The sequence below is a fragment of the Bacillus sp. z14 (2026) genome, assembly GCF_058313575.1.
This window is the reverse complement of the sequence record NZ_JBZFQK010000007.1, coordinates 46,277-64,980: the sequence shown is the minus strand read 5'-3', so window position 1 is coordinate 64,980 and position 18,704 is coordinate 46,277. Positions and strand designations below refer to the sequence as shown.

Below are 18,704 nucleotides of genomic sequence, written 5' to 3'. Positions count from 1 at the left end.
ATTTTTAATTGGGAGGAGATTGTGATGGAAGAGGTTAATAGTAACGAGGTTTCAGGATATAAAGAAAAGCGAATTCGTTATTCCATTTTCAGTACAAATAAAGATTCACGTAGCCTGGTCATTATGTTTCCTGGGTTGGGATATACGGTTCATGGACCTCTTTTTCATTTTGCCACAGGGTTATATTTAAACAAAGGGATAGATGTATTGCAATTAGAGTACCCATATGGAGATTCTTTTTATGAGGATTTCACCTACAAACAGCTAGTTGAAGCGGTTATCTATGATTCCGGAGCAATGATTGATCATGCTCTGAAGGATAGAGAGTATGAAAATTTCTACCTGATTGGAAAATCACTTGGTACGATCGCGATGAGCAATGAGCTGAAAAAATCTCAATTCAAGGATGCAAAAGCTGTTTGGCTGACACCTTTACTAAAAAGAGATGATGTATGGAGTGCTATGAAAGACAGTTCTGTCAAAGGATTATGCTTTATTGGCGACCATGATCATCAATATATAGAGGATAGATTCAAACAATTGGATTATCATCCAAGTATGAAAACAAGGCTCTACCCAAAGGTGTACCACGGCATGGATTATGAAGGAGATATACTTAAGTCGATAGATGTATTAAAGGATATCATAGGTGAGATTGATCAATTTTAATTTCCATATAGGATGGAAAGTTTAAAAGCTTCATGCTGGGAGAGAAAGAATTTAAATCGTTTATGTGAATGAAATGCATAGGGACTATACCTTTTTTACATAATAAGAAAAATAAACAACTTAGGAGGATTCTTTATGAGAAAAAGAAGTATAGCAGTACTATTGGCATTCCTATGTATGTTCAGTTCACAGGTTCAGGCGGAAATTGGTCCTAAGGAAAAGGACTATTATGATAATTATCGAAGTATTTTGCAGGTTATGAAGGAAAGTATGTCTGAGGCTCCTAAAACAGGGGATCCATCGCTCGATTTTTTGTATGAAATGATTCCGCATCATGAAGCAGCTGTTTCTATGGCAGAAAATTTATTAAAATATGACGGTGCCAATAATCAGCTGAAAAGACTGGCAGATACGATAATTAAGGAACAGTTAAATGGTATAAGACAAATGGAGGAACTGAAAAATAAGCTAAAAAATAATCCTCAAGTGAATAAGCAGGCAGAAGCTGCTTATCTACAGACCTATAATAACATTTATAGCTCAATGATCACTCAATTGGAGGCTGCGAAACCAACGGGAAATGTTAATAGAGACTTCCTGACTGAAATGATTCCACATCATGAGGCTGCTATTGAAATGGGCAAAAATATATTAAGGTATACTCAAAATCCTGAATTAAGGACAATCGTACAAAAGATGATTGTTACACAACAAAGGCAAGTTGCAGAAATGAATAATTTATTAAAAACTATTCGATAAACATAAAGAAGGTGACGTGAGAGTAAATCACGTCACCTTCTTGCTTTTTTTAGCATTCATATTAATCGTTATTGCGTGCTTCTCCGCCTTTTTTGCCGATCTCGCGGTAGAACTCTTTATCATGGTTATCGGAAGTAGCTTCTCCGCCCTTTTTACCGATTTCTTGGTAAAACTCTTTATCATGATTATCAGAAGTGGATTCTCCACCTTTTTGTCCAATTTCTTGGTAGAATTCTTTGTCTTGCTTTTTAGATGTAGCTTTTCCGCCTTTGCGTCCTGCTTCTTCTCTAGACATTTTGTCTGCCATAATAAATCGCTCCTTTGGGTTTATTTTAATTGTTTTGTTGTATACTCTGTATATTTCCAACGTGAGTATAGTAAAAACGCTAAATTGAGTCTTTAATTCAAATGTAACGTGTTTGTAAATAGTTGAAAAAAAGAATCCTTTTTGAGGAAATTGAAATGTATTAGTAAGTCTGTAAGCCTAATAGAATCAACAATTCGGTTCATAAATTTCTATGTTTATACCAATATGCTTTGAACTATTTTATTAATTTAAAAGTGTATTTAAAAGATTGAGAGTTATAGGATATTCGAATTGTATTGAAGAATAAGTAAATCTATTCCTTTTTAAAACAGAATTCGCATTTATATTTGAGAGATATTGATATAATGGATGAGTTGAGACTAGAAAAGAGAGGAATAAAAGGATGCTGGGGAAATTTTTTTCATATTATAAACCGCATAAGCGGCTATTTTTGATTGACTTTACTAGTGCCATTATAGTTGCGTTGCTGGAGTTGGCTTTTCCGATGGCAGTCCAATGGTTTGTTGATGAATTGCTGCCGACAGGAAATTGGAGCATGGTCGTGACGGTCAGCATTTTATTATTAGCTGTTTATTTACTGAGTACATTCCTGCAATTTATTGTGAACTATTTGGGGCATAAGCTAGGAATAAATATTGAAACAGACATGCGACAGGAGCTCTTTAATCACGTTCAGCGGCAATCATTTCGATTTTTTGACAACACAAAAACCGGCCACATAATGAGCCGAGTGACAAATGATTTATTTGATATTGGTGAATTTGCCCACCATGGACCTGAGGATCTTTTCATCGCAATTATGACATTCTTCGGTGCCTTTGCCATCATGTTTAATATTAATCCTACTTTAGCGATCGTGGCGGTTATTCTAATTCCATTTTTAATATGGCTGGTGACATTCAGCAATATGAAAATGAACGCAGCATGGAAGAATATGTACGGAAGTATTGCTGATGTAAATGCTCGGGTGGAAGACAGTGTAGCAGGTGTGCGCGTTGTTCAATCGTTTACTAATGAAGCGTTTGAAATGGATCGCTTTGAATTGAATAACAGGTTATTCCGTTCTGCCAAGCTTGTTGCATACAAGGTGATGTCGTGGACACATTCTTCTATTTATATGATAACAAGGATGCTGACATTGTTGGTTCTTGTAGTAGGAGCCTGGCTCAGCTTTAATGGAACATTATCTTATGGAGAGTTGATAAGCTTCGTATTATATACGAATGTATTAATTAAGCCTGTTGATAAAATCAGTGCACTGCTTGAGCTATATCCAAAAGGAATGGCAGGCTTCAAGCGTTTTCGCGAGCTTATTGAACAGGAGCCAGATATACAAAATAAAGAAAATGCCATCTCAGTAAGTGGTTTGAAGGGGGATATTTCCTTCAGTCATGTTGATTTCAGCTATGATGAATCCAAACCAGTCTTACACGATGTCAATCTTGATTTAAAGGCAGGAGAAACAACTGCATTTGTTGGTCCAACCGGTGCCGGAAAAACCACGATATGCTCACTTATCCCACGTTTTTATGACGTGGATGCAGGGTCTATTAAAATAGATGGAATGGACATTCGCGATATGACAACTGAGTCACTCCGTAAACATATTGGAATTGTACAGCAGGATGTTTTTTTATTCACAGGAACCATTCGCGAGAATATTGCTTATGGGAAACTGGATGCCTCATTTGAGGAAATTGTAGAAGCGGCCCGAAAAGCTCATTTGGAAAAGATGATTGAACAGCTGCCGGATGGATACTATACGCAGATTGGCGAGCGGGGGTTGAAGTTATCTGGAGGGCAGAAACAGAGGCTTGCAATTGCACGTATGTTTTTAAAAAATCCGCCAATCCTTATTTTAGATGAGGCTACATCTGCCTTAGATACGGAAACGGAAAGAATCATTCAGCAATCGTTAAATGAATTGGCAGCGAACCGTACTACGTTAGTAATCGCACATCGCCTGGCAACCATTCGTAATGCCGACCGTCTGATTGTTGTAACTGAGGATGGGATAGCTGAAGATGGGTCATATGAAGAATTGCTGAATCAAAATGGGATATTTGCAAACCTGCATAGAATTCAATTTGGGAAAGAGACTGTTTGATAAAACATTAAAAAAACAGGTAGAAGATGAACGGCGTCTCCAATTGTTTAACAATCGGGAGCTTTGTTCAGACAGCTACCTGTTTTTTTGTATTATTAGTTGTTTACAATCTGCCTTGGAGTGCCACCATTGTGCGGTGAGTTTGGTTTAGAGTTCGGTTGGGCAGGCTTCTGTTGGTCAAATGATGATCTGTTCTTTTCGTTGTTTAATTGATTAGCTTTTTGTTTTTCTCTCACTTGTTGTTTGGCTTTTTCATTCTCTTTGGCTTGCTGCTCTTTTAACTCTTTTGCAGCCTTCTCTTTTTCTTGTTCCATTCTTTTTTGATCTTCAGCTTTTTTGGCAGCTTCTTCTGCCTTGGTGAGAGCGTCTGTTACTTCTTTCTGTAATTCAGCTATTTTAACTTTAAAGTTATTTTCCCATTTCATATAAGTTGGGTACTTACTTAGATTCTTTTTCTTTAAATCTATGGATTTTTTCTCAAGTGCAGGCAGCTTGTTTAAGTTCTTTTGGGCGTCCGTAAACTTATTTTCCTTCACTTGTCCTTCTATTAAAACGAGTAAGTTATAGCGTTCCACATCATATTTAGTGTCTTCAGCCGTACGTTTTGCTGGTGTAACATATTTCTGTGTAAACAGAGTACGAGCACCTTTGCCATAAAGCGGGGTCACTTTTTTCTGCATTTGCGTAATAGTTTGGTTTAATTTTTTATGTGAATCAGGTAATTTTGAGCTTACTATACCATCATTTATCATTTTGACTACTGCTTTGTCAGCAGTTTGAAGAGTGGATCCATATTTGACCGCATTCATAAAGGTCAATGAACGTGATGTATATGTTTTCATGGCGGTGATATCTGCCTTAATTGATTTCGTATGCTTGCTTGGCAGTTTATTTACTTTAGATTGCAGGGCTTTAATATCCTTTGTCACTGTATTATAGAGCTTCTGGTGAGCGTCTGTTATTTTTAGGTTAGAGGTACTCTTAATGTCAGTATAATAGTATTTTTCGAGTTTCTTAGCCGTTTTTAATTTAGCAGCGGAGTCTTTTTTCAATGTGGCTGCCGACTTTTTATCCCGTGCGTCTTTTAGCTTTATGCTCTCCTGTGCAACGTATAGGCCTACTCCCTGATTTTCTTTCCAAATCTGAGAAAACTGTGACACGGGTAGGTTTGTTTCACCTGCAGGTTTCCCAATCTCAGGTGTAAAGCTAGGCCTTTTTTTAGTACTGATAAACCAATCCGAAAATCCACCGCCTGAAGGGTTTTTGCCTGGATATACCAATGAGTAGCCTGTCATTTTGCCAATCTTCTTAGCGTATACATGATCTCTATTATAATTGGTTTTACTTTGTTTATAATTCCAATACAGAATACGGCCGCTGCTATGATAGGCAACAGTCATTTCTGGATTAATTTGATTAACAAATTTTACAACAGCCTTTACTTCCTTCGCTGATTCAGGTGCTTTCCCTTTATAGTTCTTGTAGCTTGGAGATTTCGGAGAGTTTTTGATTTTACCCCAATCTGCCTTATATTGTCTATTTAAATCAATCCCTTTGGCATTTGCCTTCCATCGTTTAAAGTTTTTGCTTCCATTATTCATTTTGATAATTGCTTTATGAGTGCTCTTAGGAAATGCCTTTAAACCTTGTTGCTGAAGAGTTACTCCATCAGGATTCACCATTGGAACAAACCAAATAGTGGAGGAATTAAGAAGACTTTTTGCGTTGTATCCGCTGATTTTTTTATTGCCCTTATAGGCCGCTGCATATTTTTCAATCATGTACATATTTAAGCTGGTCGTCAGCCATTCACGAGCATGATGGGAACCATTGATAAAAACATTGGTACTTCCCTTTCCAAGACCTACAGCATATATTTTTCTGCCGTATTCAGATGCACCAATTGTCTTTACTTGTACCAAATCCGGGTAAGCTTTCTTTAAGGTTGTAATGTCTTTCCCCATTTGTGTGTATGTATACGTCTTATTCGGATTGACAATCGTTTTCGAAGCAGCTTTCGTTTCCCCGGGTAGCTGAATCAAAAGTGAGAGTACTAGCATCATGACAATTAACTGACTTATTCTTTTCAAATATCCCCAACCCTTTCTAGTTTTGTAATCATTAACCATCTATAAGTATATTATATTTACTTAGTTAGCAGAACTTTAAGATATAGGATTGTCGAAAATTTGGTTATTTTGGAGGGATACCTAGAGTTTGTTGTCTAGCTACTAAATTTTATAGGTCAATATCACTGTTAGAAAGAATAAGACAATGGATACAGTAAATTCCTATTCATTTTTATATAGAGAGGTATAGAGACATTGTTGGGGGGATTTTTTATCCAGTAGATTTATAAACAAGAAGTTTTGCTTCCGCCATTTGCAGGGTAGATATACTCTCATTTATAGTGAATCTTTGGAGGTGCGGATTTGGCTATTCTGTCTATACCAATTTTAACAGCAGTTTCAGTTTATGAACTCCAAAAAACAGCCTGGACGTTTAATCAGTCCAGGCTGTTTCAACTTATTCTATTAAATTGCTTCTTGCTGTGATTCAGCAGGAGGGGAGAATGCTTTTTCTGATTTGGAGATTACCACTGATGCAAGAGCATTACCCAGTACGTTTACAACCGTTCTACCCATATCAAGGATACGGTCAATACCAGCGATGAACGCTAAACCTTCAACTGGAATACCTACAGTACCTAGGGTAGCTAATAAGACAACGAAGGAGACTCCGGGTACGCCTGCTATACCTTTAGAGGTAATCATTAACACAAGCATTAGAGTTACTTGCTCCATTATGGATAAATCAATATTGTACATTTGTGCAATAAACAGTGCTGCTAAGGCTTGATAAAGAGTAGAACCATCCAGGTTAAAGGAATAACCTGTTGGAATAACAAAGGTAGCAATATGCTTTGGACAGCCCTCTTGTTCCATCTTATCCATGATTCTAGGTAAAACGGCTTCAGAGCTTGCTGTAGAGAAAGCAAGGATTAGTTCGGCTTTTAACACTTTAAACAATCTGAAAATACTGTAGCCGACTGCCTTGGCAATTAATCCTAAAATAATGATCACAAAGAAAATCATCGTTCCATAGACCGTTATAACTAACTTACCTAAGGGGATAAGAGATTCCAATCCAAATTTAGAAATTGTAACACCAATTAATCCAAATACACCAATCGGTGCAAATTTCATAATGAGGTTAGTTATATAAAACATAATCTGGGCCACGCCATCAAAGAAGTTATAAACAGGCTTTGCTTTATCACCTACAGCAGCAACACCAAGTCCAAAAAGGACAGAGAAGAAGATAATAGCAAGCATATCTGTTGTAACAAATGCTTCAAATGGGTTGGCTGGGACAATATGAACGATCATATCAATAATAGATTGATCTTCCTTAGCTTCAGCAGACCCAACATAGCTGGATATATCCGTTTGCTCCAAATTTTCCATGTTTACGCCTTTTCCGGGCTGGAAAATATTTGCGGATACTAGTCCGACAACAATGGCTACCATAGTTACACATACAAAGTAAAGTAACGATTTACCACCAAGTTTCCCGACTGCTTTTATGTCTCCAACGCCAGCTATAGCAACAATAATACTTGAGATAATGATAGGTACGACAATCATTTTAATTAAATTGAGGAAAATATCTCCAAGCGGCTGTAGGTACGTTTGTGCAGTTGTGTTCTCATAAAAAATTGCACCAACAATAATTCCTAATACTAAGCCGATTAAAATTTGAGTAGCTAATGAAAATTTAAGTTTAGATGTTTTCATATAGTTAGCTCCCTTCTTTGGATGTTTTTTAGGATAAAAGCGTTTCGTGTTGAAATTCTTACTTCCTATCTATCATAAAGAGGAATATTAAAAGAGTGCGGATAGAAAGAGAGAGCAAGAAATATGAGTAGTTAGCTATGTAATAAACTAACTAAATCCTTTTAGACAGAATTAACAAAACAATAGAGGTATTACCACGGAGAGGCAAATTTAACAGCTAAGGGTATTAATGGCACAATAAACACATTTTAACACAAATGTTCAGAAAAGAGGAAATTTGAGAAACCGAGCATTTAAGATAGTATATTTAGGACTGGTAAATTAAAAGGTAAGGGTAGACTTCATTACAGAACTGTACAAGAAAATATATAGATCAATGTTATTTAACAGTTGTTTTCAGGACTTAGGACACATTTTTAAAAATAATTGTTTATTTTTGGGAATGGATGGTATGGAGATACAAAAGGAGGAAGCGATCTATGTTAAAGAAAAAAGGGATGTTCTTCGTACTGTTCATACTAATTTTATTGGTAGCCTGCAATAAAGACGTAGCCGAGCAAACAACGAATGATACAAAGAATAGTGGCTCGGATAAGGTAGAGAGTAAAGTGATAGATATATACAATAATAAAGAAGAGAATATTGGAACAGCAGAGCTTAGTGAGGTAGCGAAGGGAGTAGTGATAGAACTGAAAGCAGATGGACTGCCGCCAGGACTGCATGGATTCCATTTTCATGAAACAGGAAAGTGTGAGGCACCTAGTTTTGAGACTGCAGGCAGTCATTTTAATCCAACTGATGCGAAGCATGGCATGGAGCACGAGGATGGTCCGCATGCCGGCGATCTTCCTAATTTGGAAGTGGGTGAGGATGGGTCCGTTAATGTGACGGTAAACGCAGAAAATGTGTCACTATCTAAAGGGGCCGATGCTGCTTTAGTAGATTCTGATGGAACCGCCTTGATTATACATGAAAATCCAGATGACGGAAAAACTCAGCCAACAGGCGATGCCGGTGATCGGTTGGCGTGCGGAGTCGTAAAATAAAATGAATCATAGGAAGAGTGTCATAAGGAGAGAAATATCAGGTAGGCTGAATCGTACTGGTTCAGCTTTTCTTTTTAACCAGTAATTTTTTATAAAAAAGAGATTAGACAGGGGTTCTCTCTTGAATTATAGTAAATAATATACATATTAATCCCGTATTGGAGGTATTACATCAATGACAGAACCTCTTTTTTTAAAACCTGTCTTTCAGGAGAGAATTTGGGGTGGAACAGAGCTGAAAACTAAATTTGGCTATGAGATTCCATCTGAACATACAGGTGAATGCTGGGCGATATCCGGTCATAAAAACGGCCCGTCCATTATCGAAAATGGCCCTTATGCAGGCAAGACTTTAATCGAATTGTGGAATGAGGAACGCCATTTATTTGGTGAGATGGAAGGGAATGTGTTCCCTCTGTTAACAAAAATATTAGATGCCAATGCAGATTTATCCGTGCAGGTTCATCCGAATGATGAATATGCAAACATTCATGAAAATGGTGAACTTGGCAAAACAGAATGCTGGTATATCATTGATTGTAAGGATGGCGCTGAAATGATTTACGGGCATACCGCGCAATCCAAGGAAGAGTTTGCTTCCATGATTGAGAAGGGCGAGTGGAATCATTTACTGCGTCGCGTTTCCATAAAGCCAGGAGATTTCTTCTATGTTCCAAGTGGAACGGTCCATGCTTTATGTGAAGGGACGCTTGTACTTGAAACACAGCAGAGCTCAGATACAACCTACCGTGTATATGACTACGACCGCACGGAACAAAACGGACAAAAACGTGAGTTGCATATTGAAAAATCAATTGATGTGAGTATGGTGCCGCATCAGGATGCAGAAGTGCAGATTTCCAAGACCGTATTGCCAGGGGCAGAATTGACTACGTTTGTGGAAACGGAGTTTTTCTCAGTTTATAAATGGGATATTAGTGGATTATCTTCATTTGACCAGAATCAGCCCTTTATGCTTTTTAGTGTTATTGATGGAGAAGGGGCTCTTAGAATGAATGAGGAGACTTATCCGTTAGAAAAAGGTGCTCACTTTATTCTTCCATCGGGTACAGGTAATTTTGAACTTGAGGGGAATCTTTCCTTGATTGTGTCACATCCATAAAGAGAAGCGTAAGGGGAATATCCTCTTACGCTTTCATTTTTTCTGTGAATCGCTTTGTGATTTGCTGAGGTCTTGTTATTGCACCGCCTACAACAACAGAATGGGCACCAACCTCTAAACAGCGCTTAGCCATTTCAGGAGTTAGAATATTTCCTTCTGCAATGACTGGGATTTTGACGGTTGATACAAGATCCCGCAATAATTTGAAGTCATCATTATAAATGAATTTCCCCTTTGAATAAGGTGTATAACCAACTAGTGTGGTTGATATACAATCAAATCCAATTCGTTCTGCTTCAATTGCTTCGCCCAGAGTGGAGATGTCAGCCATAAGTAATTGATTAGGGAAGTGCAGGCGAAGAGATTGGACAAAAAATTCAAGTTCCACATTAGATGGTCTGGGACGATAAGTTGCATCCATCGCGATCATATCTGCTCCGGCAGATACAATATCGCTTACCTCTCGGAGCGTCGGAGTGATATAGACAGGTGAATCAGGATATTCACGCTTCACAATTCCTATAACAGGTAAGGGGACCTCCTGTTTGATTGCAACGATGTCATCATGTGAGTTGGCGCGTATTCCGCCAGCACCCCCCTGCATGGCAGCAAGCGCCATTTTCCCCATAATCATTGGGCTGTGCAGCGGTTCATCTTCAAGTGCTTGGCATGAAACGACTAAACGTCCTTTGATAGCCTGTAACATATGTAATCAAGACCTCCTGTAATAAATATACGAGTTACTATCCAATTCTATTTTACACAGATGAGCTAATCATGTTTAGGATAATTAATTAAATATTATCCTGCGTTGTAATCTGTTGAGAGAGGAGTTGATTTTGTATGAAAAATATTTCACTTTATATGAGTGCTACATTAAGAGATATACCAGAAGCTATCTTACCAAGCGGTTTTAATTTTCGACTGTTCAGAGAAGGTGATGAACAATATTGGGCTGAAATCAATACGGCTACAAAGGAGTTTACCAATATGAAATCCGCTCTGAAACGGTTTGAGTCTGAATTTATGCCATATAGGATAGAGGCGAAAAAAAGGGTAATCATTCTTGAGACAGACGAAGGAAAACCGGTGGGAACCGCTGCTGCCTGGTTTGGCGATTTTAACGGTAAACAAACTGGCAGGCTACATTGGGTTGAAATACTGCCTGAATATCAGGGAAGGAAATTAGGTAAACCCCTTGTAATAAAGGCACTCGAAATTCTGAGCTCTTTCCATAATGAAGCCTATCTGAAAACCCAGACAACGAGTCTGACTGCTATCCATATTTATCTTAAACTCGGGTTTAAGCCGGTCATCAGAAACGCTGAGGATCAGGAGGGGTGGAACTTAGTGTTTTCTCATTTTCAATGTAAAAAATAGCGGTCCTGTTGACTGCCTTTTTAGATATGGATAAAAAATATATCAAGAAGATGATAAACATCTTTTTCGAATATTACTTGCAATAAGTGTGCTTGGAACAAATTATCCATACCTACGAGATAAGCTAATGTACATACTATCTAGTGAAACCGCCGTATGGAAAAGATTCCCGTTTCGTGGAAACGGGTGGAATTGAGGGGCATTCTTTTTTGTAAGAATAGTAGTGATAGAATTAATAATAGTGTAAAGGAGGGAACTCGTTGAATCAGGAATTTTTATATATTGTCATCATTATTGCACTCGGTTACCTTCTAAAAAGGACTGGAATTCTAAAGGAATCTGATGGAGAGGTAATTTCGAGAATCATCTTTAACATCACCTTGCCATCCCTAGTCATTGTATCCCTGCAAACCTCCACTATAACGGTATCTTTATTGGGAATCACTCTTATTGTTATTCTTTACGGGATTCTTTCTACAATAGTGGCCTATTTTGTGTTTAGGAATGAGACACGTGAGATTAAAGGAACTTTTATGATGCTTGCCTCAGGATATAATGTCGGACTGTTCGCCTTTCCGCTTGTTGAGGCCTTTTGGGGCACAGAGGGATTACTGTATTTTGGTATGTTTGATGTTGGTAATTCTTTTATTGTATTTGGATTGGCCTATATAGTAGGAAGTTATTTTTCTGAAAATGGAATGAAGCTGGAGGGGCGCGCCATCCTTATGAAATTTGGTAAGTCCATTCCTTTAATGACATACATTGTTATGAGTCTCTTGAATTTTGGTCATATCCAGCTTCCATCGGCGCTTTTAGAAGTAGCAACAATCATATCTAAAGCGAATATGCCACTGGCCTTATTGCTGCTCGGAATATATTTGAAATTTTCTTTTGAAAAACAGTATATACGCCCAATTATAAAATACTTATCATTCCGATATGGCTTTGCATTGCTGGTCGGTATTTCATTATATTTTGTTCTTCCAGTTGATGATATGTTTAAATACACGATACTACTCGGTTTAGTCCTGCCAATTGGCCTCGCTGTTATACCGTATGCCCATGAATTTAAATATCGAACGACAATGATGATAGGTACGGTCTCAAATTTATGTATCCTCATCAGCATGATCTTAATGTATTTATTTTCCCTGTTTATTTTATAAGTACAATAGAAAACCCCTTTTTCAGCTATGTGAAAAAGGGGGCCTTTACATCTATATTAATTGATGGGGGTTACCAGTTGGAAGCCATCTTGCTCAATTTTTACCGGATGAGCCTGCTCCTTTGTTTTGTGGATAAGAGAGCGGTCTGCCAGCACGCTTTGAATTCCTCTCAGCATGAGGTTCAGAGAAAACAAGCTAAGTATAAAACCAAGTGATGGGCCAAGGACAATCCATTTATTGTAACGCAGTTCATGATAGGAGAGACCGATCATCCCGGACCATTCATGTGAAAGAGAGGTGGCAACATTATAAGGATCACTCATTGGAGCACTAAGGTCTATTGTTTCATAACCCCCAATCACGCACATAAAAGCGCCTAGCTGAACTAGCAGCACTAATGATTGGGCGATTTGCTGAAGAAAAATGACAATCAACCTTGATCTTAAATGATGCCTAATATGGACCTTTATAATCCACCATTTAGATCCTCCCAACAGACGGGATGCATCGATGAATTCATTTTTTAAGTAATACCGAAGTTCATCTCCTATTACGGAGGTTAAAGGAAGAAAGGTAATCAATGAAAGCATTAAGCATTGCTGAAAAATCACATCTATTCCACTTTCAGATATAAAAAACATCATGGCAATCAATATGGTTGGAATAAAACGAAATGCTCGAGTCAAAGGTTCTATTACCCAGTTGAAACGCTGATGATACAATCCATATAAGATTCCACTTCCCATTCCTAAAAACATCCGCAAAAGTCCAATTAATACAGCAATGAATAATGTATATTTAGCTCCTTCAATTACGTTCCAAAATGTATCCTGACCAAGTCTGTCTACACCGAAGGGATGCGTTAAGCTTGGTGGATAAGCCGGTTGATCAACAAGTTTTCCATCTTCATAAATAAGCTCAGGCGGAGGCTCGAGATGCGGTTTAATCCAAGCGGGATAGAGAAGGCTGGTTACAATAAGGATGAATAAAAATAGAAAACCAATCATAAAAGAAGGATTTTTAAGTAATTTTTTTATCATCCGTGTTCACCGCCCATCACTCGTTTTACAATCGTTTTCCCCCATATATCTAATAAATAGAAGGGGATAAATAAGAAGGTCAATCCTACAGCTATAAACTTGATGTCCAGCCCGTTTATAAAGGAGAATAGTCCATCCATATTTAATAAGCGCTCCAGAATGAGCAGGCTTGAGATGATGAACCACAGTAGATATTGCAGATTTGAAAAAATAGTGATTGTCGTGTTGCGAAGGATATGTTTGAAAAATATCTCTCTTTTGGACAAGCCCTTTGCATAAGCATATTCCACATACATCTTTTGTTGCTCTTCACTGACAGATAAATCAATCATTTGGAATAGCATAAAAATCGGCAAGATAGATAGAGCGATAATAGGTAGAAGGTAGACATGATCCTCTCCTAAAGCAACGGGATCCAGAATGAGCAAGCCTGTTTTTTTGAAAATCCATATTGAAAATAATTGAATCGCGAAGATCATGATGACATCTGGGATAGACTGAATAAAGAAGGCAATTTCACGAAAAAAATTCTGAAGGATTCTTGGTGAAAAGTAATGGAATACTTCAAATAATAGAGCGGCAATAAATGTTGCTAGTAAAGTGCCTCCTAAAATAAGAAGTGAATAAATAAACGGGTCTTTGAGACTGACCCAGAACAGTGAAAATTTCGGTATTCCTTGAGAAAAACTATAGTCTACCATGATTTGAATTTGATCGATAAATAAAAATGCCTCATAAATATCCTTGGCCTGGTTTGAGAAAGCCTTCCACCAGCTAATGGATGGATCTGCATTATTCCATACCCATAAAGAACTAAAAAAAAGAATAATAAGGTTTATAGCCAGAATGGTTAATATAAAATCTAATAAATGGGCAGAAATTTTTTTAAACTGTTTCATATGTATATTCACCTACTCCAACATGCTTTCTATATTGGCAAAATCTGAGACCAACTCCCATGACTTGTGTTGGCTTTTGCCATCTGTTTCTTTATCAAAGGTTGTCAAAATTCCATACATAACAATCCCGTCCACTTTTTTTCCGTCATATGTATAAGACCTGTATCCCAGACTGTCTTCTCTGATATACTCTCCAGATTCTCCATATATCTCTTTTACAGAAGCGGGTTGTTTATCAGGTACAAAGAGGACTTCAAGTTTATACTGCTCTGAAATTTTAGGGCGTTTGAATTCATATTTTATGTAGCCGTCTTCTTTGACTTTTGTTTCACCTTCCCATGCGATTTGGTCACTGCCGTTTTCTTTTAAGGTCACATGGAGAATAGAATTTTCATGAAGTGTACTTGAAAGTGATAAAATAACACTTCTATCACTATATTCCTTTATTGATCCCATAATTAAAACATCCTGTCTCAATTGGCCTCTGCATCCTATTAAACTGCAGAATAGGGAAATTATGAAAACTCCCATAACCCACTTCTTAAGCATCTCAATCTACCCCCCCTTTTTATCCCGGTATGTTGGCACTATAATGTTCATTCTATCCAAAGATTAATCAATATGTAAACAAAATATTTGGAATTTTTAATTAATCGATTGATTAAAAAAATACAGCTTCCATTTGGAAGCTGCATTCCTTTTATCTATTTAAATCGCTTATCCCTGGAGCGTGCTCGTTTGGCATTTCCGGTAGCTGTGGAACAGGGAATCCTTGCGGTGGAGGTGTGACTGACAAGGTTCCACCGTTTCTGCTCGGTGTTTGTCCCTGGAAAACTTCGGCGATTCTAGTTGGATCTAATCGGAAGTTAAACTGAGCATTATGGAAGCCCATATCCACAAACTTTTTGCATTCAGGATATTTATTTATATCATAATTTGGAACAGGGAAGATTTTGCCCCAATCCACACCCAAGGTTTCAAGTGCTTTGGCAAAAGCATTTTGATGAGCATTATCCCGGACAATTAAAAACCCGAGAGTCTCACGAAACGTTTGATTATTGCTCATTTCATATATTCTTGTTTTCTGAAGTACACCAGTTGATTCAAGCATCAAATTATTCAGCAGATTAGCAATTAAATTACCATGGTCATAAACCCATGAGCCATTCCATGGATTGCCGCCTGCATCTACTGGAAGAGATGACTGAGCTCCCATAATATAATGGTGTGGATTGGCATGTTTGATTGCTTCATCTAGAGGAGCTCCATCTGAGCCGCCATCACCAGGCTGTGAAGAAAGGCCAGAATCATTTAATAATTGATTAATGGTGTTCTGAACAAGCTCCACATGACTGATTTCCTCTAAAAAGATCCCTCGAAGCAAATCCTTATACTGAGTGTCTTTACCCCTGAAATTGTTACTCTGAAAGAAAAATTGCATCATTGTGCGCATTTCACCAAATTGACCGCCTAAGGTCTCCTGTAAGACTTTAGCAGCAGCAGGATCTGGCTTATCTGGTTTAATTATATTGATTAGCTCTTCTTTGTAATAATACATGCAGGCTTCTCTTCTTTCTTAATGAATTTATTAGTCAGTTGTCGTTACAACATGAAGAGGAGGCGGAACTAACCAGCCTTTTTCTTTGTTTATTTTTAATAATGCGGCCCCGAATTGCGCCTTTTTCATATGGAATTGTCCAAACATTAAGCCAATATCTTCACGAATACATTGAGCCATTGCCTGAGCACAGGCAACAAGTCCAGCAGCAATATCAGCCGATACAAGTCCAGAAACCTCTTGGTCTGTAAAACGTGCACCAGGAGGAATAGCCTCGATTTGGCTTTCTGGTTTTTCAGGTGGTGCAGGCGGCAGAGCAATACCATTATGTTTTAGTAATTCCTGCAGTTGTTTTACATCTGACCTAGCATTGGCAATCATGTCATCTAATAAATCTTTTAAATCATCATCACCAGTATGGTTTTTTAGGGCTTGAAAGCCAGGAATCATGGCCTGTGCACCCATTAATTGTGACCATACAGCAAATACCTCACCATAATGCATTGGTTCTTTTTGCGGATTTCCACTTAAAATGCCCATTAATCAGTCGACTCCTTATATTTAAATTTGAAGAACTCATCTATTAATATGAACCAATTAACTACCAATTATACGTAAAAGAGGCAACCGATTGAACGGCTGCCTCTACATTGAATATTTTAATGATGGTGTCCATGTCCGCCTTTATGAGGGTTTGTTATTTCAAAACCTGGTTCAGGTAGATGGAAGTACTTAATCCACACTCCATCCAGGAATTCTTCTCGCTTATCAAGCAAGACATCAATATCCTTATCAGTCTTAACAATTTCGTCCTGCTCAGTTGGTGTACTCAATTCAATATCATAGTGAGCATGGTCGCCATGCATATGGGAAATCACAACACGAATCATTTTCCCGTCGGCTTCCTCTGTACTCAATAATTTTTTTAATTCTTTGGCGGCATTCCGATTTATTTTACAATTCATTCTATCTCCTCCAATCTACTAGATCTCTTATAAGTGTAACTTAAAAATTTCCATTATTAAAATAATGAAGTATAATATAACCATAAAACTAGTTTTATGGTTATGTGAAGAGGAGGGGAATGTAAATGTCTTGGGTAATGAAAACAGATCATCGAATGCGCTGTATATGCGAAGAAGGTAAACAACAGCTACCAGCCGTTCATAATGAACAATCATTACTGGAGCTAGCAGAAATGTTTAAGGCACTTGGTGATTCTACTCGCCTGGAGATTCTGTCATTATTATTAATTGAAGATTTATGTAAATGTGAAATTGTTACAGCTCTTTCGCTTCCTAATTCCACGGTCAGCCATCATATTAAAATTATGGAAAAAGGCGGAGTTATTAAAGGAAGAAGAGAGGGGAAATATACAATTTATCGATTATGCGAAGAAAGGCTGGAGTCAATTATCAGCTTTTTACGTAAGCAGTAAAAAAGATAGGGGGAAACAAGATGAAGGGTGCTTATAACTTAACAGAAAATGCAATCTCCTCATCTCTTCTGAAGCTTTCCGTTCCTATAATAGCAACAAATTTTATTCAAACCACATATGGAATGGTCGATATGATTTGGGTTGGCAAGCTTGGCAGCGGTCCAGTTGCTGCCATAGGTACGGCAAGTTTCTTCGTTAATTTGGCGCTGGCTCTTGCAACAATGGTCTCGATTGGGAGCGGAGTCAAAATCGCTCATTGTATGGGGGCGAACAAAAAAGAGGAAGCGGCAGAATACATAAAAAACGGGTTTATCATGTCACTGATCCTGGCTATTTTATATACGCTTGTTGTATTTATCTATAAAGATTCATTTATTGGCTTCTTTGAGCTGGGCGATTCTCAGGTGGAGAGAATGGCTGTGCAATTTTTAGTCATCTCTATGATTGGTGTTATATTTTCTATTATAAATTTACTGTACAGTATGATTTTAAATAGTATGGGAAACAGTAAAACGCCATTTCGCGTCTACACTATTGGTTTTCTCGTTAACATGATCTTGGATCCTTTTTTAATTTTTGGGATCGGATTTATACCTGGAATGGGGGTTGTTGGAGCTGCGCTTGCAACATTAACAGCAAACATTATTGTTACGCTCCTTTTCTGGTTTAATTCTAAACGATTCATATCATTAGGGAGCCATACAAATTGGAATGGACGTAAGATGATAGAAGTAATTAAAATGGGGATTCCAATTACAGTCCAAAGAGTAGTATTCATCGGCATATCCATCATTATTGCAAAGATTATTGTGCAATGGGGAGCAGAGGCGATTGCTGTTCAAAAAGTTGGTATCCAAATTGAGTCGATTTCCTATATGACTATTGGGGGGCTGCAGGGTGCGATTGCCGCCTTTATTGGACAAAACTATGGTGCAAACAAAATGGACCGAATCCATGCAGGGTATAAAATAGCATTGGCTATGACCATAGGGTTCGGTTTACTTACGTCACTACTATTTATCCTGTTTCCAGAGCAGCTTTTTTCTATTTTTATCAGTGAGCCTGATAGTATAAAACTCGGAGCAGACTATATGAGAATCCTTGGATACTCGCAGGTATTTATGTGTATGGAGCTTTTAACAGTCGGAGCATTTAATGGGTTGGGGAAAACCTATATTCCGCCTATTTTTAGTATCACCTTTACAGTGCTCAGAATCCCGATGGCCATCCTTCTTTCCGTTCCATTTGGATTAAATGGGGTATGGATGAGTATCGCAATCAGCAGTCTTTTGAAGGGTGTTGTATTGGTAATTTGGTTTATGTTTACATTGCGAAAAATAAAAAATAAGACAGCAAGAATACACGCATAAGAACGGTTGGTAAGGAGAGTACAT

The 18,704-nt window shown here is 37.8% G+C and carries 18 protein-coding genes and 1 pseudogene; 9 read left to right on the top strand and 10 right to left on the bottom strand.

Annotated features, from left to right (window positions below):
- Positions 1 to 24: 24 nt before the first annotated feature.
- Both AC4G3O_RS17335 and AC4G3O_RS17330 read left to right on the top strand, forming a co-directional pair.
- Positions 25 to 669 (top strand): alpha/beta fold hydrolase, encoded by a 645-nt coding sequence (locus AC4G3O_RS17335; RefSeq protein ID WP_139892856.1) that lies wholly within the window; start codon positions 25 to 27, stop codon positions 667 to 669.
- A 135-nt stretch (positions 670 to 804) separates the two neighbouring features.
- A complete protein-coding gene (locus AC4G3O_RS17330) occupies positions 805 to 1,428 on the top strand; it encodes a DUF305 domain-containing protein (protein ID WP_066102612.1) in 624 nt (207 codons plus the stop codon).
- A gap of 64 nt (positions 1,429 to 1,492) precedes the next feature.
- Here the strand turns inward: AC4G3O_RS17330 and AC4G3O_RS17325 are convergent.
- A pseudogene (locus tag AC4G3O_RS17325) lies at positions 1,493 to 1,735 on the bottom strand (KGG domain-containing protein); the annotation flags it as partial.
- Between the two features lie 403 nt (positions 1,736 to 2,138).
- Here AC4G3O_RS17325 and AC4G3O_RS17320 point away from each other — a divergent pair.
- Positions 2,139 to 3,863 carry an ABC transporter ATP-binding protein gene (locus AC4G3O_RS17320; RefSeq protein ID WP_491136505.1) on the top strand — a complete coding sequence of 575 codons (1,725 nt, stop codon included), beginning with the start codon at positions 2,139 to 2,141 and terminating at the stop codon, positions 3,861 to 3,863.
- A gap of 95 nt (positions 3,864 to 3,958) precedes the next feature.
- Here AC4G3O_RS17320 and AC4G3O_RS17315 read toward each other — a convergent pair whose 3' ends face one another.
- Positions 3,959 to 5,953, bottom strand: a complete 1,995-nt coding sequence (locus AC4G3O_RS17315) for a M14 family zinc carboxypeptidase (protein WP_262366037.1) — start codon at positions 5,951 to 5,953, stop codon at positions 3,959 to 3,961.
- Between the two features lie 444 nt (positions 5,954 to 6,397).
- A complete protein-coding gene (locus tag AC4G3O_RS17310; RefSeq protein ID WP_066102597.1) occupies positions 6,398 to 7,660 on the bottom strand; it encodes a cation:dicarboxylate symporter family transporter in 1,263 nt (420 codons plus the stop codon).
- Positions 7,661 to 8,139: 479 nt separating this feature from the next.
- Here AC4G3O_RS17310 and AC4G3O_RS17305 point away from each other — a divergent pair, with 479 nt between their 5' ends.
- Together AC4G3O_RS17305 and manA are read left to right on the top strand one after the other, a co-directional pair.
- Positions 8,140 to 8,706 carry a superoxide dismutase family protein gene (locus tag AC4G3O_RS17305; protein WP_066102594.1) on the top strand — a complete coding sequence of 189 codons (567 nt, stop codon included), beginning with the start codon at positions 8,140 to 8,142 and terminating at the stop codon, positions 8,704 to 8,706.
- Between the two features lie 175 nt (positions 8,707 to 8,881).
- Positions 8,882 to 9,829 carry a mannose-6-phosphate isomerase, class I gene (gene manA, locus AC4G3O_RS17300; RefSeq protein ID WP_491136504.1) on the top strand — a complete coding sequence of 316 codons (948 nt, stop codon included), beginning with the start codon at positions 8,882 to 8,884 and terminating at the stop codon, positions 9,827 to 9,829.
- A 25-nt stretch (positions 9,830 to 9,854) separates the two neighbouring features.
- Here manA and AC4G3O_RS17295 read toward each other — a convergent pair whose 3' ends face one another.
- Entirely contained in the window at positions 9,855 to 10,535 is a 681-nt protein-coding gene (locus AC4G3O_RS17295) for an N-acetylmannosamine-6-phosphate 2-epimerase (RefSeq protein WP_066102587.1), read from the bottom strand.
- A 137-nt stretch (positions 10,536 to 10,672) separates the two neighbouring features.
- Between AC4G3O_RS17295 and AC4G3O_RS17290 the strand changes: the two genes are divergently transcribed.
- Positions 10,673 to 11,209, top strand: a complete 537-nt coding sequence (locus AC4G3O_RS17290; RefSeq protein ID WP_066102583.1) for a GNAT family N-acetyltransferase — start codon at positions 10,673 to 10,675, stop codon at positions 11,207 to 11,209.
- Between the two features lie 260 nt (positions 11,210 to 11,469).
- A complete protein-coding gene (locus tag AC4G3O_RS17285; protein WP_491136503.1) occupies positions 11,470 to 12,375 on the top strand; it encodes an AEC family transporter in 906 nt (301 codons plus the stop codon).
- A 56-nt stretch (positions 12,376 to 12,431) separates the two neighbouring features.
- On the opposite strand, the gene AC4G3O_RS17280 is transcribed toward AC4G3O_RS17285, so the two are convergent.
- From AC4G3O_RS17280 to AC4G3O_RS17255, 6 genes are all read right to left on the bottom strand, one after another.
- On the bottom strand, positions 12,432 to 13,415 hold the full coding sequence (locus AC4G3O_RS17280) for an ABC transporter permease (RefSeq protein WP_491136502.1): 984 nt from the start codon (positions 13,413 to 13,415) through the stop codon (positions 12,432 to 12,434).
- Positions 13,412 to 14,314, bottom strand: coding sequence for an ABC transporter permease subunit (locus tag AC4G3O_RS17275; protein WP_139892861.1), 903 nt, complete (start codon positions 14,312 to 14,314; stop codon positions 13,412 to 13,414). The genes AC4G3O_RS17280 and AC4G3O_RS17275 overlap by 4 nt, the downstream gene beginning before the upstream one ends.
- 12 nt (positions 14,315 to 14,326) lie before the next feature.
- Positions 14,327 to 14,863, bottom strand: coding sequence for a hypothetical protein (locus AC4G3O_RS17270; RefSeq protein WP_140462293.1), 537 nt, complete (start codon positions 14,861 to 14,863; stop codon positions 14,327 to 14,329).
- 151 nt (positions 14,864 to 15,014) lie between these two features.
- A complete protein-coding gene (locus tag AC4G3O_RS17265) occupies positions 15,015 to 15,872 on the bottom strand; it encodes a manganese catalase family protein (protein ID WP_066102570.1) in 858 nt (285 codons plus the stop codon).
- Positions 15,873 to 15,902: 30 nt separating this feature from the next.
- Complete coding sequence (locus tag AC4G3O_RS17260; RefSeq protein ID WP_490558951.1) at positions 15,903 to 16,412, bottom strand: DUF3231 family protein; 510 nt, start codon at positions 16,410 to 16,412, stop codon at positions 15,903 to 15,905.
- Between the two features lie 119 nt (positions 16,413 to 16,531).
- Positions 16,532 to 16,837: an iron-sulfur cluster assembly accessory protein gene (locus AC4G3O_RS17255; protein WP_491136501.1), complete on the bottom strand. Its 306-nt coding sequence runs from the start codon at positions 16,835 to 16,837 to the stop codon at positions 16,532 to 16,534.
- 125 nt (positions 16,838 to 16,962) lie between these two features.
- Between AC4G3O_RS17255 and AC4G3O_RS17250 the strand changes: the two genes are divergently transcribed.
- A complete protein-coding gene (locus tag AC4G3O_RS17250; RefSeq protein ID WP_066102562.1) occupies positions 16,963 to 17,310 on the top strand; it encodes an ArsR/SmtB family transcription factor in 348 nt (115 codons plus the stop codon).
- A gap of 20 nt (positions 17,311 to 17,330) precedes the next feature.
- On the top strand, positions 17,331 to 18,680 hold the full coding sequence (locus tag AC4G3O_RS17245; RefSeq protein WP_066102559.1) for an MATE family efflux transporter: 1,350 nt from the start codon (positions 17,331 to 17,333) through the stop codon (positions 18,678 to 18,680).
- The last annotated feature ends 24 nt before the right edge of the window (positions 18,681 to 18,704 follow it).